We start from the raw sequence: 24,909 nt of genomic DNA, 5'->3' as shown, positions 1-24,909 counted from the left end.
AAAAAACGCCATCGATTCGATGGCGTTTTTGATGTATGTACAATGAATTAATTTTCAAGGTAAGCTTCGATTGGAGCACAAGAACAAACTAAGTTTCTATCTCCGTATGCATCGTCAATACGACGAACCGTAGGCCAGAATTTATTCTCAGCTACGTATGCTAATGGATAAGCTGCTTTTTGTCTTGAGTAAGGTAAATCCCAATTATCTGCAGTTAATAAAGCTAAAGTATGCGGTGCATTCTTTAATTCATTTACAGGGTTCTCCATTGTTGCGTTTTCAATTTCTTGACGAATAGCAATCATTGCATCACAGAAACGATCGATTTCTGATAAGCTTTCACTTTCTGTAGGCTCAATCATTAATGTTCCTGCAACAGGGAAAGAAACTGTAGGTGCGTGGAAACCGTAATCGATTAAACGTTTAGCGATATCTGTTACTTCAATTCCTTTTTCTTTGAACTCACGAACGTCAACAATCATTTCGTGTGCAGCACGTCCTTTTTCGCCTGTATATAAAATAGCATAGTGTTCTTCTAACCTAGCTTTCATATAGTTTGCGTTTAGGATTGCTGTTTGTGTTACTTTTTTCAATCCTTCAGTTCCCAACATAGAGATGTAACCGTAAGAGATTAAACATACTAAAGCCGAACCATAAGGAGCAGATGAAATAGAAGTAATTGCATTTTTACCTCCTACTTGTACCAATGGGTTAGATGGTAAAAACTCTACTAAATGCTCAGCCACACAGATTGGTCCAACTCCAGGTCCACCACCTCCGTGAGGAATAGCAAATGTTTTATGTAAGTTTAAGTGACATACGTCAGCACCAATAGAAGCAGGGTTAGTGAAACCAACTTGTGCGTTCATATTTGCACCATCCATATATACTTGTCCTCCGTTATCGTGGATAATTTGTGTAATTTCCATGATTGCTGATTCATATACTCCGTGAGTAGATGGATAAGTAACCATTAAACAAGAAAGGTTGTCTTTGTGTAATTCTGCTTTTTCTTTCAAGTCAGCCACATCGATATTTCCTTCAGGTGTAGTTTTTGTAACAACTACTTTCATTCCAGCCATTGCTGCAGAAGCAGGATTTGTTCCGTGAGCAGAAGCAGGAATTAACGCGATTGTTCTTTGGAAATCCCCTCTTGAATGGTGGTAAGCACGAATAGCCATTAATCCAGCATATTCTCCTTGAGCACCTGAGTTTGGCTGTAATGTTGTTCCAGCAAATCCAGTAATAACATTTAATTTATGTTCTAAATCTTTCAACATTTCAATATAACCTTGTGCTTGATCTAATGGCGCAAAAGGGTGGATGTTGTTCCATTGACCGTTGCTTAAAGGAAGCATCTCTGCTGCCGCATTCAACTTCATCGTACAAGAACCTAAAGAAATCATCGATTGATTTAACGCTAAATCTTTACGCTCTAAACGCTTGATGTAACGCATTAATTCTGTTTCAGAGTGGTAGCTATTGAATACGTCATGCTCTAAGAATTTAGAAGTACGTTTTAATTTAGCTGGGTAGTTTACTGCTTCTTCATTTAATGCAGTAATGGTAAAGGCTTCTTTTCCTACTGCTTGAGCGAAAATAGCAATAATCGTATTGATATCATTTACATTTACGGTCTCATTTAAAGAGATTGAAATAGTATTGGCGTCAATATAGAAGAAGTTTACGTTATTTGCTTCAGCGATTGGTCTCACTTTAGCAGCATCAGCTTTTACAACGATGGTGTCGAAGTAAGCTGTATTTGTTTGCTCAATACCTAATTTAGCTAAGTTTTCTGCTACTGTATTTGCTTTTGCATGTACTTGGTTTGCAATAAAACGAAGACCATTTGGTCCGTGGTAAACAGCGTAGAAACTAGCCATAACAGCTAATAATACTTGAGCTGTACAGATATTTGATGTTGCTTTCTCGCGTTTGATGTGTTGCTCACGTGTTTGTAAAGCCATACGCAACGCTCTGTTTCCGTCTGCATCTTTAGAAACTCCAATGATACGACCTGGCATACTGCGTTTGTACTCTTCTTTTGTCGTGAAGAAACCAGCGTGAGGTCCTCCAAATCCTAATGGAATACCAAAACGTTGTGTTGTTCCAACTACTACGTCAGCTCCCATCTCTCCTGGAGAAGTTAATGTTACTAATGACAGGATATCTGCTGCAACTGCAACTTTAATATCTTTTGTCTTAGCTGTATTGATGAAGTCAGCATAATCATATACTTGACCGTATTTACCTGGGTATTGTAAGATTGCTCCAAAGAAATCTTCTGAGAAATCAAACGTTTGGTGATCTCCTACAACTAATTCGATTTCGAAAGGAACCGAACGAGTTTGTAAAACTGAAAGTGTTTGAGGTAAAATTTCTTCAGAAACGAAGAATTTTAACGCGTTGTTTTTCTTTTGATCTCTTGTACGAACATCGTATAATAACATCATTGCTTCTGCTGCTGCAGTACCTTCATCTAATAAAGATGCATTGGCAATTTCCATTCCAGCTAATTCAATTACTGTAGTTTGGAAATTTAATAAAGCTTCTAAACGACCTTGTGCAATCTCAGCTTGGTACGGAGTATAAGCTGTGTACCAACCAGCGTTTTCAAATACGTTGCGAATAATAGGAGCAGGGCTAACAGATTCGTTGTATCCTAATCCAATATAAGAACGAAAAATTTTGTTTTTGTTGCCTAAGTTCTGAATATAAGATAAATACTCATATTCCGTCATTGCAGGAGCAAGATCTAGATCTTGTTTTAAGCGAATTGAAGTTGGAAAAGTCTCATCGATTAATTGTTCAATGTTATCAACTTTCACAGTTTTAAACATTTGTGCCATGTCCTCAGCACGAGGGCCAATGTGTCTTAAAGCAAATGCATTTGTTTTCATTTGGGCAAAATAATAAGTTGTGTATAAGCATACAAAAATAACCATAAATCTGAGATAAATTAAGTATATTCCTAGTAATTTTGTTAATGTAAATTTCTAGCGGATTTAGGTATAAAAAATTAGCATGAGAAAAGTCCTAGGTAAAGTATTTGATTTTTATCTGAAAGCGAGTATTCACGTTTCTTTCGCAGTTTTTGCATTGGTGCAAATGACGTTTTATTTCTGTCATTTACCCTTCGATTGGACGGTTTCCCTTTTGGCATTTTCAGGAACGTTGTTTTCCTATAATTTCATTAAGTATGCTGATTATGTCGTAATCCACCGCAAAAACTTATCTCCAAAGATGAAAGCAATTCTCGTATTGAGCGCGATTGCTTTAGTCGTTGGTATGGTGAGTTTCTTTTTTTTAACCACAGCCGCACAACTAGTCACTATCTCTTTACTGGTGCTAGCTGTACTTTATGCCGTTCCCATTTCCAAGCGAATTCCCAATTTGCGCAATTGGTCCGGACTAAAAGTGTACATTGTCTGTCTGTGTTGGGCTACAGTGACGCTAATTATTCCTGTTTTCAATGCTGGGATTGATTTATCCTTGGATATTTGGATTAAATTCTTACAGCGATTTATCTTGGTGTTGATTTTAATAGGCATATTTGAAATCGTTGATTTGCAGTATGATGAGAAGTATTTAAAGACAATACCCCAATTGCTTGGTACCCGCCGAACGAAAATCTTATTAGCCCTATTATTAATTCCTTTTTTTGTTATTGAATTTTTTAAATTGGGTTTTCAACCCATCCAAGCGTGGAATAATCTCATTATTGTAAGCATTACCTTGCTTTTTATTCAATTAGCATCACCGAAACGCAGCTCTTATTTTAGTTTGTTTTGGGTAGAAAGTGTCCCCATTTATTGGTGGATCTTAGTGCTTCTTGAAGGATAAAAAGAGATAAAATATCAGAGAATGCAGCAATCTTTTTGATGTCAATTTTTAGCTATGTCTAAAAACCCGTATATTTGTGAGTATAAAAACAACAAAAATGATACAACTTATACAAGAGGTTCAATCCAACGGAAATATAGTTTTCGTTTTAGGAAATGATAATACAGTAGGAGTTCCTGCTCTTTTAAATGATTTTGTACAAGCTTTTAAAACAGGAGAAAAAGAAGAAGATTTTGCAAAAATTGGAAATCAATATTTCTTTTTTGTAAAAGAGAACACGAATTTAGAGAAAATGCGTTTGGCTGGATTCAACATCCGCAAACAATTAGATAAAAAAGCAGATAACCTGACAATTGTAGGAAATGGAGATTCTACCTTGGCTTTGGTGGAAGGAATTGCACTTTCAAACTACCAGTTCTTGAAGTATTTCAAAGAAGCTGAAACGATGAAATACGCGTTGGAGAACCTTGCTGTAAAAGGAAATTTTGAAGCAAAGCAAATCAGTGATTTAAATCATACAATCAAAGCGGTTTATTGGGCGCGTACCATGGTAAATGAACCTGTGAGCTTTTTAACGGCTACACAATTAGCGAAAGAAATCGAACTTTTAGGAGCCGAAGCTCACATTGCAGTAAAAGCATTGGGTAAAAACGAGATTGAAGCGTTGAGAATGGGCGGGTTATTAGCTGTAAATAAAGGTTCTGTAGAGCAACCGACTTTTACAATCATGGAATACAAACCTGAAAATCCAATCAACAAGAAACCAATTGTTTTGGTTGGTAAAGGAGTGGTTTATGATACTGGAGGTTTGAGTTTAAAACCAACAGCGGGATCAATGGACTCGATGAAGAGTGATATGGGAGGAGCTGCTTGTATGGCTGGAACCATTTATGCTGCTGCTTTGAATCAATTGAACGTTCACGTAATTGGGTTAATTCCAGCAACAGATAACCGTCCAGGTGGAGATGCTTATGCGCCAGGAGATGTAATTACAATGTATGATGGTACAACCGTTGAAGTATTGAATACGGATGCAGAAGGACGCATGATTTTAGGAGATGCGATTGCTTATGCCACCCAATATGATCCTGCCGTTATTATTGATGCAGCTACTTTAACAGGAGCAGCTCTAGTGGTAGCAGGAGATACAGCTTCTTGTATTATGGGGAATGATGAAGAAACAATGCAAGCGATTGTAGCGTCAGGATACAAGGTACACGAGCGTTTAGCTCAATTGCCATTCTGGGATGATTACAAAGATTTATTGAAATCAAGTGTAGCCGATATGAAAAATATTGGAGGTCGTTTCGCTGGAACCATCACAGCAGGAAAATTCCTAGAGCATTTTGCAAAAGCACCTTATGTGCATATTGACATTGCTGGTCCAGCATGGATGGATGCTCCAAGAGATTACAAAGGAAACGGAGGAACAGGAACGGGAATTCGTACTTTAGTTGATTTCTTAGCTAATTATAAAGCATAGTTTTGTATATTTGACGATATAAAAGCAGTAAACACAATGTTTACTGCTTTTTTTATTTAGAGATGGGAGATGAGAAAATATTGTATTTAAATCAAATTTTCAAAAAAGCAACCCACAAAAAAGCAACTCACAAAAAACAAAGAACAAAAAAATGGAAAATATAGCAATCGAATTTCAAGCCGTTACCCCAGAAAACATGCACCATATCCGTCCCTTAGCGGATAAAATTTGGCAGAAAACATACGGACCTTTATTAGATCCAGCACAAATTGAATATATGTTGCCGATGATGTACAGTCCAGAACGCATTACGAATGAAATAAAGGAAGGGTATATTTGGGAATTGTTTGTGGTTGAAGGACAGGTATTAGGTTACTTAGACTATAAATTAATGGAAGACAATCGCGTGTTTTTGTCTAAGATTTATTTAGATACAGATCAACAACAAAAGGGATTAGGTAAGATTATGCTACAGCATGTGGTCACCTTTGCCCAAGAAAGCAAAGCAGATGCGGTATATTTAACGGTGAATAAATACAACGCCAAAGCCATTTCGTTTTATGAGCGCAACGGATTTCAATGCATGGAGTCTAAAACATTTGATATTGGAAATGGCTATGTGATGGATGATTATATCTATCAATTGAGCATATAAAGATGAGAGGTGCATCATACTTAGCTGCTTTGATTGGTTGGTTCTGCTGTACAACAGGTCAAGCGCAGGAAATGATCTCATTTAAAATGAATGGGCATTACAATATTTTAGTTGAGGGAATCATTAATCAAAAAGATACGGTTGATTTAATGTTTCAACTTGCAATGCGAGAAGCTTCTTTAGCGCCTAATCGAACGCATCCAGTGAAATCTGTGGTCTTTGATACGACTGAGTTTCCAGAAGGATTGAGTAAGTCTAATCGCATTCAAGTAGGTGGAACTGTAGTGGAACCCATTTGGATTTGGGACAATGAATACACAGGGAATGGAGCAGAAGGTAAAATTGGTACCCAACTATTTGGCAATCAAATTGTAAAAATCAATTATGATCAATCTCAGTTTGAACTATATCCTGCACTTCCAGATACAACGGGATTTATAGCTTTACCTTTAGAGCAAAAAAACGGACAGTTATTTGTTGAAGTAATTAGTATTGTGGGAGAAAAAGAAATACAGGCAAAAGTATTGTTACAATCTGGTTTTTCTGGTGCTCTTTTGTTTAATAATCAACTAGCAGATGAATATCATTTAGCAGAAGTACTTCCTCGTTTGGAGGAAAAAACAATGATGAATTCAGCAGGTCAACAATTGACGAGTTTAGTCTGCGAAATACCAGCTATAACGGTAGGAGGTATTCGCTTTGATATAGCTCCTGTTCAGGTTTTTACAGGAGAAATTAAAAACCAAACAACTAGTTATATGGGGGCAGATCTCATCCATCGCTTCAATTGGATTATTGATGTAAAAGGTGGAACTGCTTATATTCAACAGAATAAGCATTTTGCTGATGCATATTATTTTAATTCAAATAAAAAGTAAGTTATGTCAGGTGTTGTCTATTTTGTGTAAACCTATTTTAGGATGGGACAACATTGATATAAAAAAAGCCTCAACGATAAGTTGAGGGCACTGAAAAACTATATTAATTACAGGAAAAGAGCATTTTTACAGTAAGAATGCTCTTTTCTTTTTTTATCATCTTGTTGATTATTAATAAGATGTGTTTTAGTGCATTCTAAATAATATTAGTTTTTTCTAAGAAAGACTTTTTCAGCGCGCTCCGATAAGTTTGAGGCTTTTTTTATATTTAAAAAGTAGCAAAGAATTCAAATGCACTAGGACTTATATACCTTACATAAGAATTATCTTTTACCTCTGTATAGATTTTGAAGAAATTTTCAGTAGATTCTGGGCTTACTTTGATGTTATCTAATAGTAAATTTCCTTTGTAGATGTATTCTATATTTGACATGAAATCAGAATGCCAATTTTCCATTATGTATCCACTTAATCCGAAAGGAATATTTGGATTTAATCCATCTGTTAAAGTATAATTAATTGCATTATTCTCATAATGACTTTTGACATCAGTATAGTTAAAATAATATTTTTGTTGTTCTTTGTTATTATTTTCGTAAACTAAGAAATTTAAGTTGTTATTGTTATCAAAATTAAAATATCGAATGGAGTTGAAATGTTGATTTTCTGCGCTCGTATAAAGTGTTTGTATACTAGCTAATTGCCCATTTGTTGTATAGCGTAGAAGAGATTCCTTAGTATCTTCTTTAATTGATATTATTTGAAGCAATTGATTATATTGGAATTTTTTAATTTGAGTTCCTCTTTCACTTGTTGTTTTTTCTTCAAGTAGTAAGTTTGTTTGCTTATCATAAGTAAGCATCTTTTGCTCTTGAATTTTGATAATTTTATTTGCAAATTCACCTGTCTCTTCAATACTCCAATTGTCTCTAAAGGTAATAGCTGAGCGAATGATACTTGGTTTATTTTGCTTGTTGTATTCAAAGTCAATAGTGGCATCGTAAAAGAAAGCAAATTCTGGCAATTTTTGGTAATCTCCGTCTTCCGTCTTAATGATTATTTGTTTTACAAAATCATTATCAACGTTTGGTGTAGTGTTGTCATCCGATTTATTGCATGATAAAAAGGCAAGAGAAAGTAAAAGGGAAATTGAAGTATTTATTTTCATGTTTGTTGGCTTAAATTTTTGCAAAATTAACTATAATAAATAAAGTAACATAGTAAAAAAATGATACGAAATAAAAGATGTAGTATGTCGCTTATTTTTTTAAAAATAGGAAAACAAGCACATGTATAAAGTAGTATTATACACGGAATAGAACCTTTGATTTGTATCTATTCCGTTGGGAAATTAGTAAGATACTGTAAGAGAAAGAAATCATTTGCATCCCTTTTACTAAACCTTATTATGGTTATTGGAGTTGAAATGGTTGAGCAATCTATAGAACAGAGGAGGCGGTGCAGTCTTCACAAGCACTGATTGGGAACAAGAGTTGATTTTTTTAGACACAAATGTAAAGTTTACTTTGCATTATTGTAAAGCTTGCTTTACATTTGTATCAACTAAAAACAAAAAAATATGAAACAATTTCCTTTATTTCCTCGTTATTTTCGATGGATTGCCTTAGCTTTTGTTGTATTAGCTCTTGTCTTAAGCATTGCCTTGTTGGGGCATGTACAAGATTTCCGAAAAGAAGTAAGCTCTATTTTGATCAACCTGCTGAATGTAGCCTTGTTTATTTACTTCTTTACTCGACGTCAAAATGACGATGAGATGTTTATCGATATGCGATTAAAGGGCATAGCAGGCGGGGTTCTCTTTATGATTATTGGCATATTTTTTACAGCAATTTGGAATATAGTTGATCCAGAGGGATTATATGATAAAGGAGACGCTGGACGAATTTTAGAGGGGATGATACTAGTTAATCTAATGTTTGAAATGCAATACCGAAAATTGAAACAAAGTTTAGATGAAGAATAACGTAAAAGCGGAACGGGTACGTTGTTATTTAACCCAACAAGAGTTAGCAGATGCGATTCAAGTATCTAGGCAAACGATACATTCCATTGAAGCAAACCGGTATGTGCCTTCTACGATATTAGCTTTAAAGCTAGCGCGAACACTAAAAGTAAGCGTCGAAGATTTGTTTGAATTGGAAGAAATAGATTGATGTATTATTTTTATTTAGTTTAAATAATTTAGTATCTTAGCGCAACAATATAAATACAATTACAATGAGTACAGATACAATCAATCCAAACTTCGACCAACATAAAGTAAAACCAAAAGCACCGAAAGTAGAGGAGCTTATTAACGAGTGTAAATCAGTGATGATTGCGTCGTTAAATGAAGATGGTTCACCTTTGGTAAGTACAGCGCCTTATTCAAGAGTAGGAAATGATTTTCAAATCTTAGTTTCGTTTATGGCTAAACACACAAAGAACTTGAGAGATCGTAAAAAAGTATCTTTTATGTTTGTAGAAGATGAAAGTACATCGAAACAATTATATGCAAGACACCGTTTAACAATCGAAACAGAAGCTGAATTGATTGGAAAAGAAAATCCTTTATATGATCAAGCCATGGTTGATTTAAGAGAGAGACATGGAAAAGTAATTGAAGTTTTAGGAAACTTAGAAGACTTTATCATGTTCAACCTAAAACCAATCAAAGGGTCTTATGTAAATGGATTTGGAAGTGCTTACTTTATTGATGAGAATTTACAAGTAATGGAGCACAGACATGGAGCTCACGGGCAACACAATGTAGATGTAAAAAAATAATATACCTTTCTTGTTGAAATAAAAAAAGTCTTTGGTTACAACCAAAGACTTTTTTTGTTGGTATGTGATACTAGCAAAGCGATTGAACTATTTCTTCTCTTTTATTGTTTTGGCTAAATCTTCTATTTCTACTCTTTTAGTAGCAATCATATACACATACTGTATAAAAGAATAGGTTTTTTCGATGATTATATCTTGTTGATTAACAGTATTTATTTTTAGTGATTTAGCTAATTTAGTTTTTCCATCAGCTAAAGTATATACATCAAATAATTGAAGTTGTTGTTGTACTTTGCTTCCTACTTTATCATAGTCAACTTCAATTAAACGGTGGATTAATTTTCTTTTTGTTTTAAATAAGATTTTATCTCCAACATCAAAAAAATTTGCGTCTAATGTGGTGCTAACAAATTTACTGACTCGATTTTTAGTTGTATTAATTTCAAATAACCAATAATTGTCCCAACGATCATCGTAAACATAATAGTCTTTATCTATTTTTTTTACTTTGAGCTTTTTTAGAATTTTTAATAAAGTACGGAATTGTTTTTTGTGACTAAAAAAGAAGTAGTGTAAATGTTCACCAGCTATGGGACTAGTTGCTATAGGGTCAGCTATTTCCATGTAATTAGCGAATTGATTCGCATAATAATAGTTGGTATTGTAATAGGTAAAGTTTTTATAATAACTTTCTTCTTGTGCCATAATGGATCCTAACGTATCATTTTCATAGATTGTTCCTTTGTAGTAATAATACTGATCTTTAAAAGGATCTGCACTATATTGTGCATAGGTATTTTTTAGTATAGCTAGGAGTTGTTCTTTAGCGTCTGCTTTAACTTCAATAATAATATTATTTAAAAGCTCATCCATGCAAATGACTGCCTGATTTATGGTTGGGATTGAACCATACTCAGGATGTACAAGAACAATATCAGTAATTGTAGCAGGAAGGTTAATTTTTCCCTGTTGATCTGTTGTTCCCAGTATTTGATTGTTCGAAGCATTGTAAATAATCGCATTGGATATAGGTTGTTGAGTTTTACAATCCTGTAGTAGGGTTTGAGCATATAGATTGTTGATTCCTATGCCTAAGAAATAGAAAAAGAGGTACTTTTTCATGTTGTTATCATGTTTATGTAAGAGAGAAAATAATTTTATTTTCTCTCTTGTTGATTTCAATTCATTAAGGTAAAAGAGTATAGTATTTGATACCATATCGCAGTGTAGCCATTTTGAACAACAAAGCATCTCTCATTGTAGATGCTAAATCTACGTCGTCCATAAGCTGTGTTTCTATAGTTGTTGAATAAGCGATGAAAGCATCTAAATCTTCCTCCTTAGTTGCTTCGTATGCTCGTTCATATAATTGTGAGATTTCAATGAATTTCAAGTCAGATATATTATCCTTGAGCTGAAACACTCGGCGGTAATAAGCATCTCCTTCAGTATAACTTTCTCCTTCTTGAAGTTCTAGTGTTTGGTTGAGTATTCGAATATCTATTGAAGAATCAAAGCTTTGTGTGGGATAAAGGATAGACAATTCTTTACGTATAGCGTCCTTAAGAGCAATATATTGTTGCTCTGGATCGGTGATTACCTTGAAATTTGACATCTTGTTTAAGATGTTATTGATTACCACATAGTGATTATATCCAGCTAAATCAAATGTGTTTTTAGAAAAGGCTACTTCTTTTAGTATGGCAAGATCACCAATACCAGTTGTAAATTCATCTACTGTAATTTGATCTAAGGGTTTGAAGATTTCTACGACAGAAGCTCCTACAGCTCCCCATAGCGCCCCGTTTAAGTTACCTGTAGAAATTCCTCCATTAATTCCTCCATTAGCATCTTTGTGAACAATCTTCTTTACTTTCTTCCATAAATTTCCCCAAAAACCTCGGGTACTGTAAGAATTGAATGTGTCTTCCTGTTGAATACTCACAAGATATTGGTTTGTTAGCTGTTCATAGGAGGATTCTGTTTGTTTGATAGTACCTGTTGTTGATTCGTTTTCTTTTTCACAGGATACTAGTAGTAAAACGAATAGTATGGGAATGATTTTATTAAATTTTTTCATGGATTCTGATTTTTGTATTAAAAATAAACACCAGTTTGAAGTCATTGGTTGCTCTGGGACTTATCTTGCAAGATGTTTATTAGTATTACAAGTTTTAAGCCAATTTTACCATAAATTTGAATCTTTGTAGTAATTGATAATTATATTTTATAATTGTAATTTATTGATTGTTAGTATTTTTTTTAAATTCATTTGTTACCTGAAAGCAATAGTTAATGAAAGAATCAGAAAAGTAGATCTCGTTTTTTATCTGAATAAAGAGCAAAAAAAAAGACCCATGTTGAGGTCTCTTTTCTTATTTTATGTAGCATTTTGTTTACTAAAAGTAATCACCAAGGTGACGGAGAGCAACACAAAGAGCAAGCCGAGTGCAGACATCCAATCAAAGTATTCTCCAAAAAACAACGTTCCAACTAATACAGCCACTACAGGTTCCATTGAACCTAGAATGGAAGTAATCGTAGATCCTGCATGTTTGACAGCTAATACCAAACACAAATCAGAAATAAACGTTGCGAAGAATCCCAATAAAATTAAATTCATCCAATCGGCTTTTAAGGTGATTGTATCAATACCCGTAGTCAATAAGGCGTAAAATAAAAAGATTAAACACCCCATGAGCAAGACATAAAAAGTCAACGAATCAAAGTTCATATTGGAAATTCTTGACTTATTCAATCCCACGATATAAAGCCCATAAGTAAAGATGGTCAAAGCAGATAAAATCAATCCTCTGAATAATGCAGGAGAAGCTTCGCCATGCCAACACATCATACCTACTCCTAATAGAGAGAGAAGTGAAGCAATAAGCAGCACCATTGATTTTTTTTCTTTAAAGAATACAATCATTACAATGCTGACAAAAAGCGGATATAAAAAATGGACGGTTGTCGCTAGTCCACTGGCAATATATTCGTAAGAGTCAACTAGAAACTTGGCGGTAGCGGCATACAATAGAGCCAAGAAAAAGACGACTGCTAAATCCTGAATCGAAATTTTTAAACTTGTTTTCTTGTACACACAAACAGCTCCCATTGTAGCTGATGAAAACAAAAATCGATAAAATAGAAGGGTCGGTATGCCGATAGCCGCCACTCCTTCAGGTCGCAAACTCGGTACAAGTAGAGGTAGCGAAAACAACGGAACCAATCCAAAAGTACCAGAGGAAATCAAGGCGAACAAAATTCCTTTCAGGTTTTTCATTGTAAATAAAAAATATAAAAATTCTGCGCAAAGATACAGCTTCTGATTGGGGAGAGATAGCTGTATGACATTATTGCCAACATCGTAATTTCAGATGACTTTGCTTAAAAATATCCACAGTCATTCCGTCAAATCAAAAACAACGCTTTAATTTGTTTTGCAATTAAGTTCGAATCAGCTAATAGAAGGCCTCTTTTTCTGTTTACTTTTTTAGTAAAAAACGTATTTTTACTGCGTTAGTTAAAAAAACAACGATTAACTTGAGTTTTATACACCTATAAACGATGATGAAATACTACCTACTCCTCTTTTTTGTATTGTTGGGATTGAACCAAAGTCAGGCGCAAGTTTTGACGGATTGGCAGACGGAAAACCTCAAGGGAAAAGTAAAAACCCTCATAAGTATAGATTATTCTAGTGAAGGAAAAGAGGCAAAAAAACAAATTGTACATTTTGATGAACGCGGTTTTTTTACTTTGAAAGAGATTTATGTTGGCGTACAGGAAGGAGATGAGGAGACTCCTATGGTGTATACCAAAATTGGAGAGCTTCAGTTTTTTGAGTATCAAAATAACAAACGCCATAGCATAAGTTTAAATGCGGATGGAACAAAGGCTACTGAAATTATGCAACAATGGCCCAAGCCTACGACTTGTGAGTTTACATACACCTATTTTAATAAACCGAAGAATAAAGGAACAATGCAATTGTTGTTTACTCCCCAAGCGCAAGTGAAAGAAATACATCTTATCATCAAAAATAAAGAAGATGGGACTATTGAATTTGAAACGAAATCTTTCCATCAATATGATGCAAAAGGATATGAAATTCAATTTAAGCAACAAACCCTTCAGCCTTATGGAGATACTCAGGTACTAACCTTTAAAAATAAAATCTTTGATTCTCAAGGGAATATTTTGGAAAAAGAGGTACGTGATGAATACAATCAAGGGTATAGTACCACCGTTTTTGATTATGTTTACTATGAGTAAAACGGTCGGTAGAAACGACTAAAACTTAACAGTGAATTAAAATCCAATGCACGCATTACACCTACATTTGTTTGAATAATTTTTTTAATTCAAACACAAATGGTAAGTCATAACCATGATTTTGATCAGATCTTTCAAAAACACTGGGCTGAATTATATAGTTTTGCCTATAATGTAATGCGGGACAAAGCCAAAGCAGAGGATATTGTACAAGAAGTATTTATTGACTTCTGGAAGAGACAAGTTGCAGTTGAATTACCGCGAGCGTATTTGTTTCAAGCAACGAGAAACCAATGTGCAAAGGCCTTATACAACCGCCGTTTTGACGCTGTTCAGGTAGAAAAACTAGCTACTATAATTCCCGATTTAGAAGAAGTACAATACGATGAAGTCAAAGCCATGCTTTTAGATGAAATCGAAAAAACAGCTTTGGCTATTCTACCCGATCGATGCTTGTTGATCTTTAAAATGCGTTTCTATGAACAACGCACCTATAAAGATATTGCCCAATGCTTGGGAATTACAGAGAGTACCGTTGAAAATCAAATCAATAAAGCTTTACGACTCCTAAAAGAATCTACGCCTTATAGGGTTGATCAGTCTGGAGCGATTTTATTGTTAGTATGGCTTAGTGTTATCTAAATGTTTTCTATTTTAAGGAATGATTAAGCCTGAATTTTAGCATAGGGGAATGTTCCTTTTTTGGGTACTTCATTATAGTATTAGATCACAAGACTATAATGTATAAGAAATTCAAAGCCCTATTAGCGCAATACCACAAAGGCACAGCTACACCTACGGAGGAAGCTGTTGTAGATCAATTTTTTAATGCTCTACAGGTTGGTGGAATCACAGAAGCGGAAGTAAAACGCAATAAGGCGTTATACAAACGTTTACATCAATCTATTTCATCTAAAACCAAACCTTCTATTTTTAAGACGCATGTAGTCCGTTATGCTGCACTAGCTGCTTGCTTGGCTAGTGTAGGCTTGTTGAACTTTTTTCTTTTTGTAAAGGCAGACCCTAAATGGGTGAAACAACAAGCACAGCAAGGAGAACAATTAGTTTTTCAATTAAGCGATTCCACAGTGGTTTACCTTAGTGGAGGAAGTTCAATACAATATCCTACTCATTTTGATGCAAAACAACGAATCGTTCATTTACAAGGGGAAGCTTTCTTTGAAGTGAAACGAACCCACCCTCAACAACCTTTTAGGGTGGAAAGTGAGAATCTACAGGTACAAGTGTTGGGAACAAAGTTCAATGTAAATGATGTAAAAGGAGAAACCATCAGTGTGAGTGTACATGAAGGAAAGGTACAGGTCAGTGATGTGCAGGGAACGAAAAACGTCATCTTACAAGCCAATGAAAAAGTAGATTTTCAAACGAAACAACAACAATTTGTAGCCTATACCCTAGAGAAGCAAGATTTAGATCAATGGCATAAAGGGCATTTGAAATTCAGAAAGGCAACCATCCAAGAAGTTATTCACGTACTCAACAGAAGGCTAAACACAAAAATTAGTTGGCAGGGAGAAGCAGTACCAACATTGACAATATCGGGGGATTTTAAATATAATTCTATAGAGGAAATACTCAATAGCTTGAACTTTTTATATGGTATTGACTACGTGAAAAAATCAGATGGAACAATAGCAATAAGTCAAAAATAAGAATAAAAAAACCTGCTTATAGTTGCAGCTATAAACAGGGTATCAATTAATTATCCAAAATAATATTGATTAACTAAAAACCAAAGATAATAAAATGTACCGAAAATTAGTAAAAAGTAGGAGAAAATCCTATCCTAAATGGATGTATGTCGTTACGTTGAGCAGTACGTTCAGCCTTGGTGTACACGCACAAAAAGAAGCAAAGTTTCTTCCGGGTTATGCTGATGGATTATCGATTGAAGAAGTATTTGAAGATGTGAAGAAGCAAACCAATTACACCGTGGTAGCTTCTGATGAAGTATTGAAAACCAATAAGAAGATTGCCATTGCCGTAAAAGACAGAAAGATTACAGACGTATTAGATGAAGTTTCTACTGAATACGGCTTGACGTATCAAATTTCAGGAACTACTATTTCAGTGAAAGAACAACAAAACCACCAGCAAATAAAAGGGGTGGTAAAAGATAAAGAAGGCTATACTATTCCAGGAGCTACCGTTACAATTAAAGGAACAAATAAAGGAGTGGCAACAGATAGCAATGGAGTATTTAGTCTGACAGCAAATGTTGGAGTGGATGATTTAGAAATCTCATTTATTGGTTTTAAGACACAAATCGTTCGAGCAGCACAAAATTTGGATATCATCCTCCAAGAGGATCATACCAGTTTGGATGAGGTTGTTGTAACTGCCCTGGGAATTAAACGGGAAGAAAAGCGATTGGGGTATGCGCAAGAAACAGTAAATGCAGAAAAACTAGCCACTGCTGTAGCAAATAACTGGTCGAGTGGATTAAAAGGAAAAGTAGCTGGATTGAATATTGCCTCTGGAGGAACAGGGCCAATTAACTCACAGCGCATCCAATTGCGTGGAAATACTTCATTAGATGCAAGTAAAAACTATGCGTTGATAGTAATCGATGGTGTACCAATGGATCAGGAAATTAATTCGAATGGATACAATACGGCAGCATTTGGTAATGACTCTCCAGTTGATAATGGAAATGCAATTTCAGATTTGAATCAAGATGATATTGAAAGTGTAACCGTTTTAAAAGGGCCTACCGCTGCGGCACTCTACGGATCTAGGGCTGCGAATGGAGCCTTGATTATTACGACAAAATCAGGAAAGAAAAATGATCGTTTTGGTATTACCTATAATAGTTCTGTAGCTTTTGATGTAATTAACAGATGGCCGGATTATCAATATGAGTACGGGCAAGGATCGGGAGGATACTTTGACAAGAATGGAAATCCATACTATTCTTTTGAAAACTCTGCAGATGGACCGGATACAGGAAACCATCCAGAAGCATGGGGACCTAAGTTTAATGATCAGTATTTCTATCAATATGATCCCACTACCCAAGGGCAAACGCCAGAACGAACGCTATGGAGACCCTATAAAAATAATAGAAAAGATTTTTTTGATACAGGGATAACCGTAAATAATGCTATTGCTTTTCAGGGAGGAAATGACAAAGGTTCGATGCGATTGAATATTTCACACACCGATAATAAGTGGATTGTACCCAATACAGGATACAAAAAATACGGGGCTTCTTTTAATGGAAATTATCAGATATCGGATCGTATTAAACTATCTGCAGTGATGAATTACAACAACCGCAAGAGTGATAACCTTCCTGTGCTGGGGTATAATAATGGATCCTTGGCCTATTTCATGATGTTTCTTTTACCTAATGTGGATATCAATTGGTATAAACCGATGTGGAAAAATGGAAAAGAAGATAGAGAACAATTAAACCCCTTCTCTCCTTGGTCTAGTAATCCCTACTTTATTACCAATGTGGATCAAAATACGTTAGATAGCAATCAATTTATCGGAAACGTAAAAGCAGATATTAAATTGACGGATAAGTTAGACTTCATGGGGCGTTTAGCCATTAATAACTTGACACAGTTCAGAGAAACGAAACGCGGGTTTTCAAGTAAACGCCATGCAGAAGGATTTTATGCCCGTCAAGATATATCAAGTAGAGAAATAAATGCAGATTTCTTACTGACGTATAAAGATAAAATCTCAGAAGTATTGGATTATCAAGTGATGGTGGGAGCAAACCATATGTCTTACACCCATAGAAACTTAAGTACTTCTGTAGATGCTTTAGTGGTACCAGGTGTATTTAAACTATCGAATGGAGTGAATAATCCGATTGTCAATACATCAGATGCGTTGAAAAAAGTAAATAGTACCTATGGAATGATGACTTTTGGATACAATAATTTTTTATTCTTAGATGTAACGGCAAGAAATGATTGGTCTAGTACATTACCTAGTGGGAATAATTCTTATTTCTATCCTTCTGTAAGTGCCAGTGCCATTCTATCGGATATGTTTGTGATGCCAACAGTGATTGATTATTTGAAATATAGAGTGTCTTTTGCTAAGGTAGGAAGTGATACAGATCCCTATCAAGTATCGAAGTATTATGCACAAAGTAATTTTCCTAGCTCAGCTATTATGCCAAGTACGTTGTACAATGCCAATCTAAAACCAGAAATTACCTCAAGTTGGGAAACAGGTGTGGAAATGAAAATGCTACAGAATCGATTGGGATTTGATGTTACCTTCTATAATTCTGATACGAAAAATCAAATCTTAGTACTGCCGATGGATATTGCTGAAGGATTCAGTTCTCAGGTCATCAATGCGGGGAAAGTGAGAAACAAAGGGGTGGAGTTAGTGTTACACGGAACGCCAATCAAACAAGGAGATTTTACATGGAATGTTTCAGCTAACTGGTCTAAAAACAAAAATGAAGTACTTGAATTAAAAGACAATTTAGAAGAACAAGTGTTAGCTACTGTCGTAAATGGACGATTGATTGCTAAAGTAGGAGGAACTACAACGGCATTATATGGAAGAAAATTTGTTCGAAGTCCAGAAGGGCAAGTAGTTTATAGCAATGGAGTTCCTGTTTTAGGAGCGGATCCAGAGTATATTGGCGACGTTGCTCCTAAATGGAAAGCGGGATTGGTCAATACCTTCAAGTACAAGAATTGGAGTTTTGGATTGACGGTTGATGGATCCTATGGAGGAAAAATATACTCCCATACTCACCATAAAGCAACAGAAGCGGGGCAGCTGAAACATACATTGAAAGGACGTGAAGAAGGAGAATTGATAGGAGAAGGGGTAGTACTGAATGCAGATGGAAGTTATACCCCCAATACAACACCCATTCGCGTAGACAATTACTATAGAAAATACTATGAATACCAAAATGTGGAATCGAACACGTTTGACGCTTCTTTCTTAAAAATTAGAGAACTCTCTTTATCCTACTCATTTACCAAAAAACAATTGAAACGCATCGGGTTAGAAAGTTTAACACTAACGGTGTACGGTCGTGATTTAAAAACGTTTACAGACTTCCCAATTTATGATCCAGAGGCAGCAACAATGAATGGAAGTGTCATTGTACCTGGTATGGAAACAGGTCAAATGCCTTCTACTGCTTCCTATGGTTTTAATTTAAAAGTAGAATTTTAATACGCTTTAACTCTCATGAAAAGAATCATTTATATAGCCGCTTCGGTTTTCTTCTTCCTTTCTTGTACAGAAAACTTTGAAGAAGTGAATACCAACCCCAATCTTATTGATCAAATTAGCCCAGGTACACTCTTGAATGAGATTATCTATAATATGGCAAATAACAACGTGCGAAACTACTACGATATTACAGCCGAATTAATGCAAGTAAAATTGCCTTATCCAAGTTTTTATGGAGGTAGACATCGCTATGAAATTCTAGATAATACCGGAAACTCACAATGGAATGCCAGTTATAAATGGGCAAAAAATATCCGAGAAATGTTAGCAGTTTCAGAAAGCAATCCCAATGATTCAAATTACAAAGCCATTGGATTGACTTTACGTGCTTGGATTTATTCCAACTTGACCGATTCGTTTGGAGATATCCCTTTTTCTGAAGCATCAAAAGGAGATGAAGGGGGATTAAAACCAAAGTATGATACACAACAAGAGATTTACATGACGTTATTACAAGATTTAGAAGAGGCTAATGCCTTGTATAATCATGAAAATCCCATGTTGTATGGAAAAGAAATCTTATTTGATAACAATACCAAAAATTGGCAGCGATTCACCAATTCTCTTCACTTGCGTTTGCTATTGAGAATCTCCAATGTATATCCAGAAGCTTTTGGAGCTATGGCGACGATGTTGAATCAAGAAGATAAATACCCCATTATTACTGATTTTACGCAAAGTGCAGCGTTAAAAGTAACGGGAATCACCCCCAATTTATCTCCTTGGTCTAGAGCGCTAGATTTTTCTACGAATCAAGCTACAGCCGCTTTTTTTGTCGATCATTTAAACGAATTGAAAGACCCTCGTCTACCTGTGTATGCAACAGAAGCTAAAGATTTAGAAGGGAAATCAATAGGATACGTCGGAATTCCAAGTGCTTATGTGGGAGATAATTCTCAATTTAAATTCTCTCCTTCTTATATGAATAACAAGCAAGTGGTAGCGCCAATGAGTATTCCCATCTTAATGCACTCAGAAGTCGAATTTATCAAAGCAGAATTGGCACAACGCGGATACTATAATAGCAGCAATGCAGGCCAATATTATATGAATGGAGTAAAGAGTGCTATTTTCTTTGTAACAGGAAAAGAAGTGTCTGCATCCTATTTTGAGCAAGAAAAAGCAAAATACAAGGGCAGTTTAGCGCAAATTATGTTGCAAAAATACGTGTCGTTGTACTTCACAGATTACCAACAATGGGCGGAATATAGACGTACAGGTTTACCAGTATTGCCAACAACTTCCTCTATGTTAAATGAAGGAAAAATGCCATATCGACTGTTGTATCATTCGGATCAAAAAGTATATAATCCAACAAATTATACAGAAGCGAGTCAGCGCATAGGAGGAGATAAAATAAATTCAAAAATTTGGTGGATCAAGTAGTAAGATGAAAAGAAGTGAGTTTTTACGGACGGTTGCTTTAGGTACATTAGCTACGGCAATTCCTTTTGATGTTCAGGCCGATGCAAGCAGTTTGCTAAAGAAAAATGAAACGTTGAGTTTTGGAATTATTACCGATTTACATCAAGATTTGACCTTTGATGCTCCTCAACGATTACAAGCTTTTGTAGATGAAATGAACCAGAAACAAGTCGATTTTATTATTCAATTGGGGGACTTTTGCGTGCCTAAAAAAGAAAATCAAATCATTTTAGATATCTGGAATTCCTTTCAGGGAGATGCTTTTCACGTGATTGGCAACCATGAGTTTGACGAAAATAAATCATTGGAACAAATCATGGATTTCTTTGAACTAAAGCAGCATTACTACAGTTTTGATTGCAAGGGATATCACTTTGTGGTATTGGATGGCAATGGAAAAATACCAGGAAATGATGCAGCACGTTATCCATCCTATTTCCATCAAGCGCAATTGGAATGGATGGAGCATGATATCAATAGTTCTCCTCTACCAACAATTGTGTTTATTCATCAAGGACTAGATCACAATGGGGTACACAACAGAGAAGCTGTACGTATTTTGTTCGACAACTGTAATAAAAAAGCTGGATATACGAAGGTGAAAGTTGTTTTTTCTGGACATCATCACATGGATTATACCAATGTTATCAATGGAATTCACTATGTGCAAATCAATAGTGCGGTCTATCGTTGGTTGGGAGAACCTTATAACAATACGTCATTTCCTCCCGAAGCTTATAAAAAGTATCCCTATTTGCGCAATATGGGATATTACAAAGAACCACTATGGGCACAGGTGCAAATCGCATCGAACGAATTGAAGTTGACGGGAAAAGAATCACCTTGGTATGGAGATTCTCCTGTAGATTTAGGTGAACCAATCGTATCATGGAACTATGTTTCAGCAGCCAAAATATCAGATCGATTAATTAAGTTATAAAAAATATGAGAAATTTTATAGTAAGTATTGTATGCTTGTCTACCTTGGCATTAAGTGCTCAAAATAAAGTAATGGGCTATGTTTTTGAGGATAGCAATGCCAATGGAAAAAAAGAGAAGAAAGAAAAGCCAATAGCCAATGTGGCGGTAAGTAATGGAGTTGAAGTCGTGTTGACTGATGCACAAGGGAAATATGAATTGCCCGTATCAGAGGATAACCCCATATTCGTAATTAAACCAGCGGGTTATGGTTTTGTATTAGATGAATACAATTTACCTCGATACTATTATATGCATAAACCCAATGGGTCACCCAAGCATTTGAAGTATAAAGGGATTGACCCTACAGGGAAATTACCTAAAGAAGTTAATTTTGGCTTACTCCCACAAGTAGAAAACGACGAATTTAAGGCTTTTGTTTTTGGTGATCCACAACCCTATACGATGGAAGAAATGGAATACTATAAAAGAGCCATTGTAGATGAAGCAAAACAGCAAACAACAGGGATTTCTTTTGGAATTAGTTTAGGAGATATTGTAGGAGATGACTTAAGCTTACATCAACCATACAAAGAAGTAATGAAAGCCATGGGCTTGCCGTGGTACAATGTGTTAGGGAATCACGATATGAATTATGATGCGGAAGAAGATCGTTATTCTGATGAAACCTTTGAACGCAATTTTGGTCCTGCAAATTATGCCTTTAACTATGGAAAAGCACATTTCATTGTATTAGATGACGTGCTTTATCCACATCCAATTACCAAAAAAGGATATTGGGGTGGGTTTCGAAAAGACCAGTTGGATTTTGTTCGAAACAATCTGAAATTGGTAGATAAAGATCGCTTAATCGTAGTTTCTTTCCATATTCCATTGTATGTAGGAGAAGAAAAACACTTTGATGCTCAAGCTAGACAAGAGCTTTTAGACGCCTTGGCGGAGTTTGACAATGTCTTGTTGTTATCTGCTCATATGCATACTCAAAGTCATCAGTTTTATGGAAAAAAACAAGGCTGGGATAAGGCTAAATTGCTCCATGAATACAATGTAGGGACTACTTCAGGGGATTGGTATTCAGGAGAATATAATGAAGAAAATCTACCTGTTTCAACCATGCGTGATGGTACACCAAAAGGATATGCTATTTTAACCGTAAAAGACAATAAATACGAGTTAGATTATAAAGTGGCGGGGAAACCGGAAGATTATCGTATGGAAGTGTTTTTACCTCAGGTAGTTGCAGATAAAAAAGGAGGAAATTCTTTTGTGTATGCCAATGTATTTATGGGAACTGAATTTGATGAGGTAGACTATCGCATTGATGGACAAGAATGGAAAAAAATGAATAGAGAAGTGACGATGGATCCATCGTTGTACGCAAAAGTGCAAAAATACGATCTATCTCCAACATTAGTAGACGGAAAAAGACCTTCCAATCCAGTGGATAGCCCGCATTTATGGAGTGCGAGAATCCCATCTAATTTAAGTGTGGGAACCCATCAAGTGGAGATTCGAACCAAAGATATGTTTCAACGTGTATTTTCTACAGTAAAGACATTTAGAGTAGAAGCTCGCACGCAACAATAAGTTTAAGTGAAGAAGTAAAAAAGTGAAGTGAAAGTAATTTCATGAAGTAAATGTGTTAATTTAGTTCAGATAGGCGAGATTTTTCTCGCCTATTTTTTGTTGATAAAGGAGATGAAAAAATAGTTGTGTGACAGCAGATATTCGAGTATTTTGCCAGAAACAAATGAAAACCAAATAACCATGAAGTTTACCACCTCGCTCAATCAAGCGCTAAAGTATAGTTTTATAGGAATTGCCCTTATTTCGAGTAGTTTCACGATGGCTCAAAGTCAAGATCCGATTGTAGATGCGATCATCAAAGAAGGAACCTCAAATTCACAACTCAAGACCTATGCGTTTGAATTATTAGATGGAATAGGGCCTCGTTTGGTAGGAACCCCACAGATGATGCAAGCACACAATTGGGTCAAAGACACCTATCAAAAGATGGGCTTGGAAGCGCGTAATGAAGCATATGGAACATGGAAAGCATGGGAAAGAGGAACCTCTCAAATCACCATGACTAGTCCTCGCCTGAAGTCTTTAGAAGGAACCCAATTAGCTTGGAGTCCAGCAACAAAGAAAAATGGAGTAGAAGGAGAGGTAGTTATACTCGTTGATGCTCAATCGAAAGCAGATTTTGAAGCTTGGCTACCAACAGTAAAAGGCAAATATGTTATGATTTCTCAACTTCCTCCAAGTGGGCGCCCAGATTACCAATGGAAAGAGTATGCCACACCTGAGTCGTACGAGAAGATGAAAAAAGAAAGAGAAGCAATTGAGCAAGCGTGGAACCAACGCATAGCCAATACAGGATATACTACAAAAGAATTGCCTAAAGTTTTGGAAAAAGCAGGGGCAGCAGGTGTAGTGATGTCTTTTTGGACAGGTATAATGGGAGCAAATAGAATTTTTGGCGCACAAACAACACAAGTACCAACCATTGATATTGCTTTAGAAGATTATGGTCTATTATATCGTTTGGCAGAAGGAGGAAAAGCACCGCGAATTAACGTAAATGTACAATCGAAGAATCTAGGAACTACACAAACCTATAACACCATTGCAGAATTAAAAGGAACAGAAAAAGCAGATGAATACGTGATTTTATCTGCTCACTTAGATAGCTGGGATGGTGGAACAGGAGCAACAGATAACGGAACAGGAATTATCACCATGATGGAAGCAACCCGCATCTTAAAACAGGTGTTGCCGAATCCAAAACGAACCATCTTAATCGGAAATTGGGGAAGTGAAGAACAAGGATTAAACGGATCTCGTGCTTTTGTTGCTGACCACCCAGAATTGCTAGAAAAAATACAAGTTGTTTTTAATCAAGACAACGGAACAGGACGTATTGCCAATATAACAGGTCAAGGATTTTTACATGCGTATGACTTTTTAGGGAGATGGCTGTCTGCAGTTCCTGATGCGTACAAAAAAGACTTAAAAACACATTATCCAGGTTCTCCATCAGGAGGAGGCTCGGATCATGTGTCTTTTGTGAGTCAAGATATTCCAGGATTTATGATGAGTTCACTCAGCTGGGGATATGGAAATTATACCTGGCATACCAACCGCGATACAGCAGATAAAATTGTGTTTGACGATGTACAAAGTAATGCAATTCTTTTAGCAATCATGGCCTATAAAGCAAGCGAAGAACCTGAATTGGTATCTAGAGAAAAAATTGTTCTACCAACAAATGACAAAGGAGAACAACAGCAATGGCCAGTGTCTAAAGAACCACAACGTAATTCAGATCAGTACTAATAGAAAAAGGCTTTTACCTAGTGTAAAAGCCTTTTTTT

20 protein-coding genes are annotated in these 24,909 nt (G+C 35.7%); 15 read left to right on the top strand and 5 right to left on the bottom strand.

The genetic code is table 11. From position 1 onward, the window contains the following. Positions 1–47: 47 nt before the first annotated feature. On the bottom strand, positions 48–2,900 hold the full coding sequence (gene gcvP, locus AWV75_RS07520; protein WP_060873796.1) for an aminomethyl-transferring glycine dehydrogenase: 2,853 nt from the start codon (positions 2,898–2,900) through the stop codon (positions 48–50). Between the two features lie 124 nt (positions 2,901–3,024). Between gcvP and AWV75_RS07515 the strand changes: the two genes are divergently transcribed. From AWV75_RS07515 to AWV75_RS07500, 4 genes are all read left to right on the top strand, one after another. Further along, complete coding sequence (locus AWV75_RS07515) at positions 3,025–3,843, top strand: hypothetical protein (RefSeq protein ID WP_060873795.1); 819 nt, start codon at positions 3,025–3,027, stop codon at positions 3,841–3,843. 97 nt (positions 3,844–3,940) lie between these two features. Then, positions 3,941–5,326, top strand: coding sequence for a leucyl aminopeptidase family protein (locus tag AWV75_RS07510; RefSeq protein ID WP_060873794.1), 1,386 nt, complete (start codon positions 3,941–3,943; stop codon positions 5,324–5,326). A gap of 151 nt (positions 5,327–5,477) precedes the next feature. After that, positions 5,478–5,981 carry a GNAT family N-acetyltransferase gene (locus AWV75_RS07505; RefSeq protein ID WP_060873793.1) on the top strand — a complete coding sequence of 168 codons (504 nt, stop codon included), beginning with the start codon at positions 5,478–5,480 and terminating at the stop codon, positions 5,979–5,981. Positions 5,982–5,983: 2 nt separating this feature from the next. Further along, positions 5,984–6,859 (top strand): hypothetical protein, encoded by an 876-nt coding sequence (locus AWV75_RS07500; protein ID WP_060873792.1) that lies wholly within the window; start codon positions 5,984–5,986, stop codon positions 6,857–6,859. Between the two features lie 268 nt (positions 6,860–7,127). Here the strand turns inward: AWV75_RS07500 and AWV75_RS07495 are convergent, their stop codons facing one another. Beyond that, a complete protein-coding gene (locus tag AWV75_RS07495) occupies positions 7,128–8,027 on the bottom strand; it encodes a hypothetical protein (RefSeq protein ID WP_060873791.1) in 900 nt (299 codons plus the stop codon). 411 nt (positions 8,028–8,438) lie between these two features. On the opposite strand from AWV75_RS07495, the gene AWV75_RS07490 reads away from it, so the two are divergent. The 3 genes from AWV75_RS07490 to AWV75_RS07480 all read left to right on the top strand — a co-directional run bounded on the left by AWV75_RS07490 (position 8,439) and on the right by AWV75_RS07480 (position 9,646). Then, positions 8,439–8,843, top strand: coding sequence for a hypothetical protein (locus AWV75_RS07490; protein WP_060873790.1), 405 nt, complete (start codon positions 8,439–8,441; stop codon positions 8,841–8,843). After that, positions 8,833–9,033, top strand: coding sequence for a helix-turn-helix transcriptional regulator (locus AWV75_RS07485; RefSeq protein ID WP_060873789.1), 201 nt, complete (start codon positions 8,833–8,835; stop codon positions 9,031–9,033). Before AWV75_RS07490 ends, AWV75_RS07485 begins: the two co-directional genes overlap by 11 nt. 64 nt (positions 9,034–9,097) lie before the next feature. Beyond that, on the top strand, positions 9,098–9,646 hold the full coding sequence (locus tag AWV75_RS07480; RefSeq protein ID WP_060873788.1) for a HugZ family pyridoxamine 5'-phosphate oxidase: 549 nt from the start codon (positions 9,098–9,100) through the stop codon (positions 9,644–9,646). An 87-nt stretch (positions 9,647–9,733) separates the two neighbouring features. Here AWV75_RS07480 and AWV75_RS07475 read toward each other — a convergent pair whose 3' ends face one another. The 3 genes from AWV75_RS07475 to AWV75_RS07465 all read right to left on the bottom strand — a co-directional run bounded on the left by AWV75_RS07475 (position 9,734) and on the right by AWV75_RS07465 (position 12,929). Next, the gene (locus AWV75_RS07475) at positions 9,734–10,768 is read right to left on the bottom strand and encodes a hypothetical protein (RefSeq protein ID WP_156424180.1); all 1,035 of its coding nucleotides are present in this window, start codon (positions 10,766–10,768) and stop codon (positions 9,734–9,736) included. Between the two features lie 64 nt (positions 10,769–10,832). Next, positions 10,833–11,726, bottom strand: coding sequence for a hypothetical protein (locus AWV75_RS19125; RefSeq protein WP_231738048.1), 894 nt, complete (start codon positions 11,724–11,726; stop codon positions 10,833–10,835). Positions 11,727–12,026: 300 nt separating this feature from the next. Continuing rightward, a complete protein-coding gene (locus tag AWV75_RS07465; RefSeq protein ID WP_060873786.1) occupies positions 12,027–12,929 on the bottom strand; it encodes a DMT family transporter in 903 nt (300 codons plus the stop codon). Positions 12,930–13,213: 284 nt separating this feature from the next. On the opposite strand from AWV75_RS07465, the gene AWV75_RS07460 reads away from it, so the two are divergent. The 8 genes from AWV75_RS07460 to AWV75_RS07425 all read left to right on the top strand — a co-directional run bounded on the left by AWV75_RS07460 (position 13,214) and on the right by AWV75_RS07425 (position 24,871). Beyond that, the gene (locus AWV75_RS07460) at positions 13,214–13,921 is read left to right on the top strand and encodes a hypothetical protein (protein ID WP_060873785.1); all 708 of its coding nucleotides are present in this window, start codon (positions 13,214–13,216) and stop codon (positions 13,919–13,921) included. A gap of 99 nt (positions 13,922–14,020) precedes the next feature. Beyond that, positions 14,021–14,563 carry an RNA polymerase sigma factor gene (locus AWV75_RS07455; protein ID WP_060873784.1) on the top strand — a complete coding sequence of 181 codons (543 nt, stop codon included), beginning with the start codon at positions 14,021–14,023 and terminating at the stop codon, positions 14,561–14,563. A gap of 98 nt (positions 14,564–14,661) precedes the next feature. After that, positions 14,662–15,594, top strand: a complete 933-nt coding sequence (locus AWV75_RS07450) for a FecR family protein (protein WP_060873783.1) — start codon at positions 14,662–14,664, stop codon at positions 15,592–15,594. Positions 15,595–15,688: 94 nt separating this feature from the next. Continuing rightward, positions 15,689–19,108, top strand: coding sequence for a SusC/RagA family TonB-linked outer membrane protein (locus AWV75_RS07445; RefSeq protein ID WP_060873782.1), 3,420 nt, complete (start codon positions 15,689–15,691; stop codon positions 19,106–19,108). A 15-nt stretch (positions 19,109–19,123) separates the two neighbouring features. Then, on the top strand, positions 19,124–20,554 hold the full coding sequence (locus AWV75_RS07440) for a SusD/RagB family nutrient-binding outer membrane lipoprotein (protein WP_060873781.1): 1,431 nt from the start codon (positions 19,124–19,126) through the stop codon (positions 20,552–20,554). A gap of 4 nt (positions 20,555–20,558) precedes the next feature. Then, positions 20,559–21,533: a metallophosphoesterase family protein gene (locus AWV75_RS07435; RefSeq protein WP_060873780.1), complete on the top strand. Its 975-nt coding sequence runs from the start codon at positions 20,559–20,561 to the stop codon at positions 21,531–21,533. Between the two features lie 5 nt (positions 21,534–21,538). Beyond that, on the top strand, positions 21,539–23,119 hold the full coding sequence (locus tag AWV75_RS07430; RefSeq protein WP_060873779.1) for a calcineurin-like phosphoesterase C-terminal domain-containing protein: 1,581 nt from the start codon (positions 21,539–21,541) through the stop codon (positions 23,117–23,119). A gap of 180 nt (positions 23,120–23,299) precedes the next feature. Beyond that, positions 23,300–24,871: a M20/M25/M40 family metallo-hydrolase gene (locus AWV75_RS07425; protein ID WP_060873778.1), complete on the top strand. Its 1,572-nt coding sequence runs from the start codon at positions 23,300–23,302 to the stop codon at positions 24,869–24,871. Positions 24,872–24,909: the final 38 nt, after the last annotated feature.

The organism is Myroides odoratus (assembly GCF_001549985.1).
Classification (GTDB): Bacteria; Bacteroidota; Bacteroidia; order Flavobacteriales; family Flavobacteriaceae; genus Flavobacterium; species Flavobacterium odoratum_A.
The sequence above is the reverse complement of the archived record's forward strand: the minus strand, read 5'-3'. Positions and strand labels throughout refer to the sequence as shown.

What these genes read in the sequence shown, in the direction of transcription:
- AWV75_RS07510 (WP_060873794.1), top strand. Translation starts at nt 3,941, where the DNA reads ATGATACAACTTATACAAGAGGTTCAATCCAACGGAAATATAGTTTTC.
- AWV75_RS07445 (WP_060873782.1), top strand. Translation starts at nt 15,689, where the DNA reads ATGTACCGAAAATTAGTAAAAAGTAGGAGAAAATCCTATCCTAAATGG.
- AWV75_RS07430 (WP_060873779.1), top strand. Translation starts at nt 21,539, where the DNA reads ATGAGAAATTTTATAGTAAGTATTGTATGCTTGTCTACCTTGGCATTA.
- AWV75_RS07460 (WP_060873785.1), top strand. Translation starts at nt 13,214, where the DNA reads ATGATGAAATACTACCTACTCCTCTTTTTTGTATTGTTGGGATTGAAC.
- AWV75_RS07500 (WP_060873792.1), top strand. Translation starts at nt 5,984, where the DNA reads ATGAGAGGTGCATCATACTTAGCTGCTTTGATTGGTTGGTTCTGCTGT.
- AWV75_RS07485 (WP_060873789.1), top strand. Translation starts at nt 8,833, where the DNA reads ATGAAGAATAACGTAAAAGCGGAACGGGTACGTTGTTATTTAACCCAA.
- AWV75_RS07490 (WP_060873790.1), top strand. Translation starts at nt 8,439, where the DNA reads ATGAAACAATTTCCTTTATTTCCTCGTTATTTTCGATGGATTGCCTTA.
- gcvP (WP_060873796.1), bottom strand. Translation starts at nt 2,900, where the DNA reads ATGAAAACAAATGCATTTGCTTTAAGACACATTGGCCCTCGTGCTGAG.
- AWV75_RS07440 (WP_060873781.1), top strand. Translation starts at nt 19,124, where the DNA reads ATGAAAAGAATCATTTATATAGCCGCTTCGGTTTTCTTCTTCCTTTCT.
- AWV75_RS07480 (WP_060873788.1), top strand. Translation starts at nt 9,098, where the DNA reads ATGAGTACAGATACAATCAATCCAAACTTCGACCAACATAAAGTAAAA.
- AWV75_RS07475 (WP_156424180.1), bottom strand. Translation starts at nt 10,768, where the DNA reads ATGAAAAAGTACCTCTTTTTCTATTTCTTAGGCATAGGAATCAACAAT.
- AWV75_RS07450 (WP_060873783.1), top strand. Translation starts at nt 14,662, where the DNA reads ATGTATAAGAAATTCAAAGCCCTATTAGCGCAATACCACAAAGGCACA.
- AWV75_RS07495 (WP_060873791.1), bottom strand. Translation starts at nt 8,027, where the DNA reads ATGAAAATAAATACTTCAATTTCCCTTTTACTTTCTCTTGCCTTTTTA.
- AWV75_RS07515 (WP_060873795.1), top strand. Translation starts at nt 3,025, where the DNA reads ATGAGAAAAGTCCTAGGTAAAGTATTTGATTTTTATCTGAAAGCGAGT.
- AWV75_RS07425 (WP_060873778.1), top strand. Translation starts at nt 23,300, where the DNA reads ATGAAGTTTACCACCTCGCTCAATCAAGCGCTAAAGTATAGTTTTATA.
- AWV75_RS07455 (WP_060873784.1), top strand. Translation starts at nt 14,021, where the DNA reads ATGGTAAGTCATAACCATGATTTTGATCAGATCTTTCAAAAACACTGG.
- AWV75_RS07465 (WP_060873786.1), bottom strand. Translation starts at nt 12,929, where the DNA reads ATGAAAAACCTGAAAGGAATTTTGTTCGCCTTGATTTCCTCTGGTACT.
- AWV75_RS07505 (WP_060873793.1), top strand. Translation starts at nt 5,478, where the DNA reads ATGGAAAATATAGCAATCGAATTTCAAGCCGTTACCCCAGAAAACATG.
- AWV75_RS19125 (WP_231738048.1), bottom strand. Translation starts at nt 11,726, where the DNA reads ATGAAAAAATTTAATAAAATCATTCCCATACTATTCGTTTTACTACTA.
- AWV75_RS07435 (WP_060873780.1), top strand. Translation starts at nt 20,559, where the DNA reads ATGAAAAGAAGTGAGTTTTTACGGACGGTTGCTTTAGGTACATTAGCT.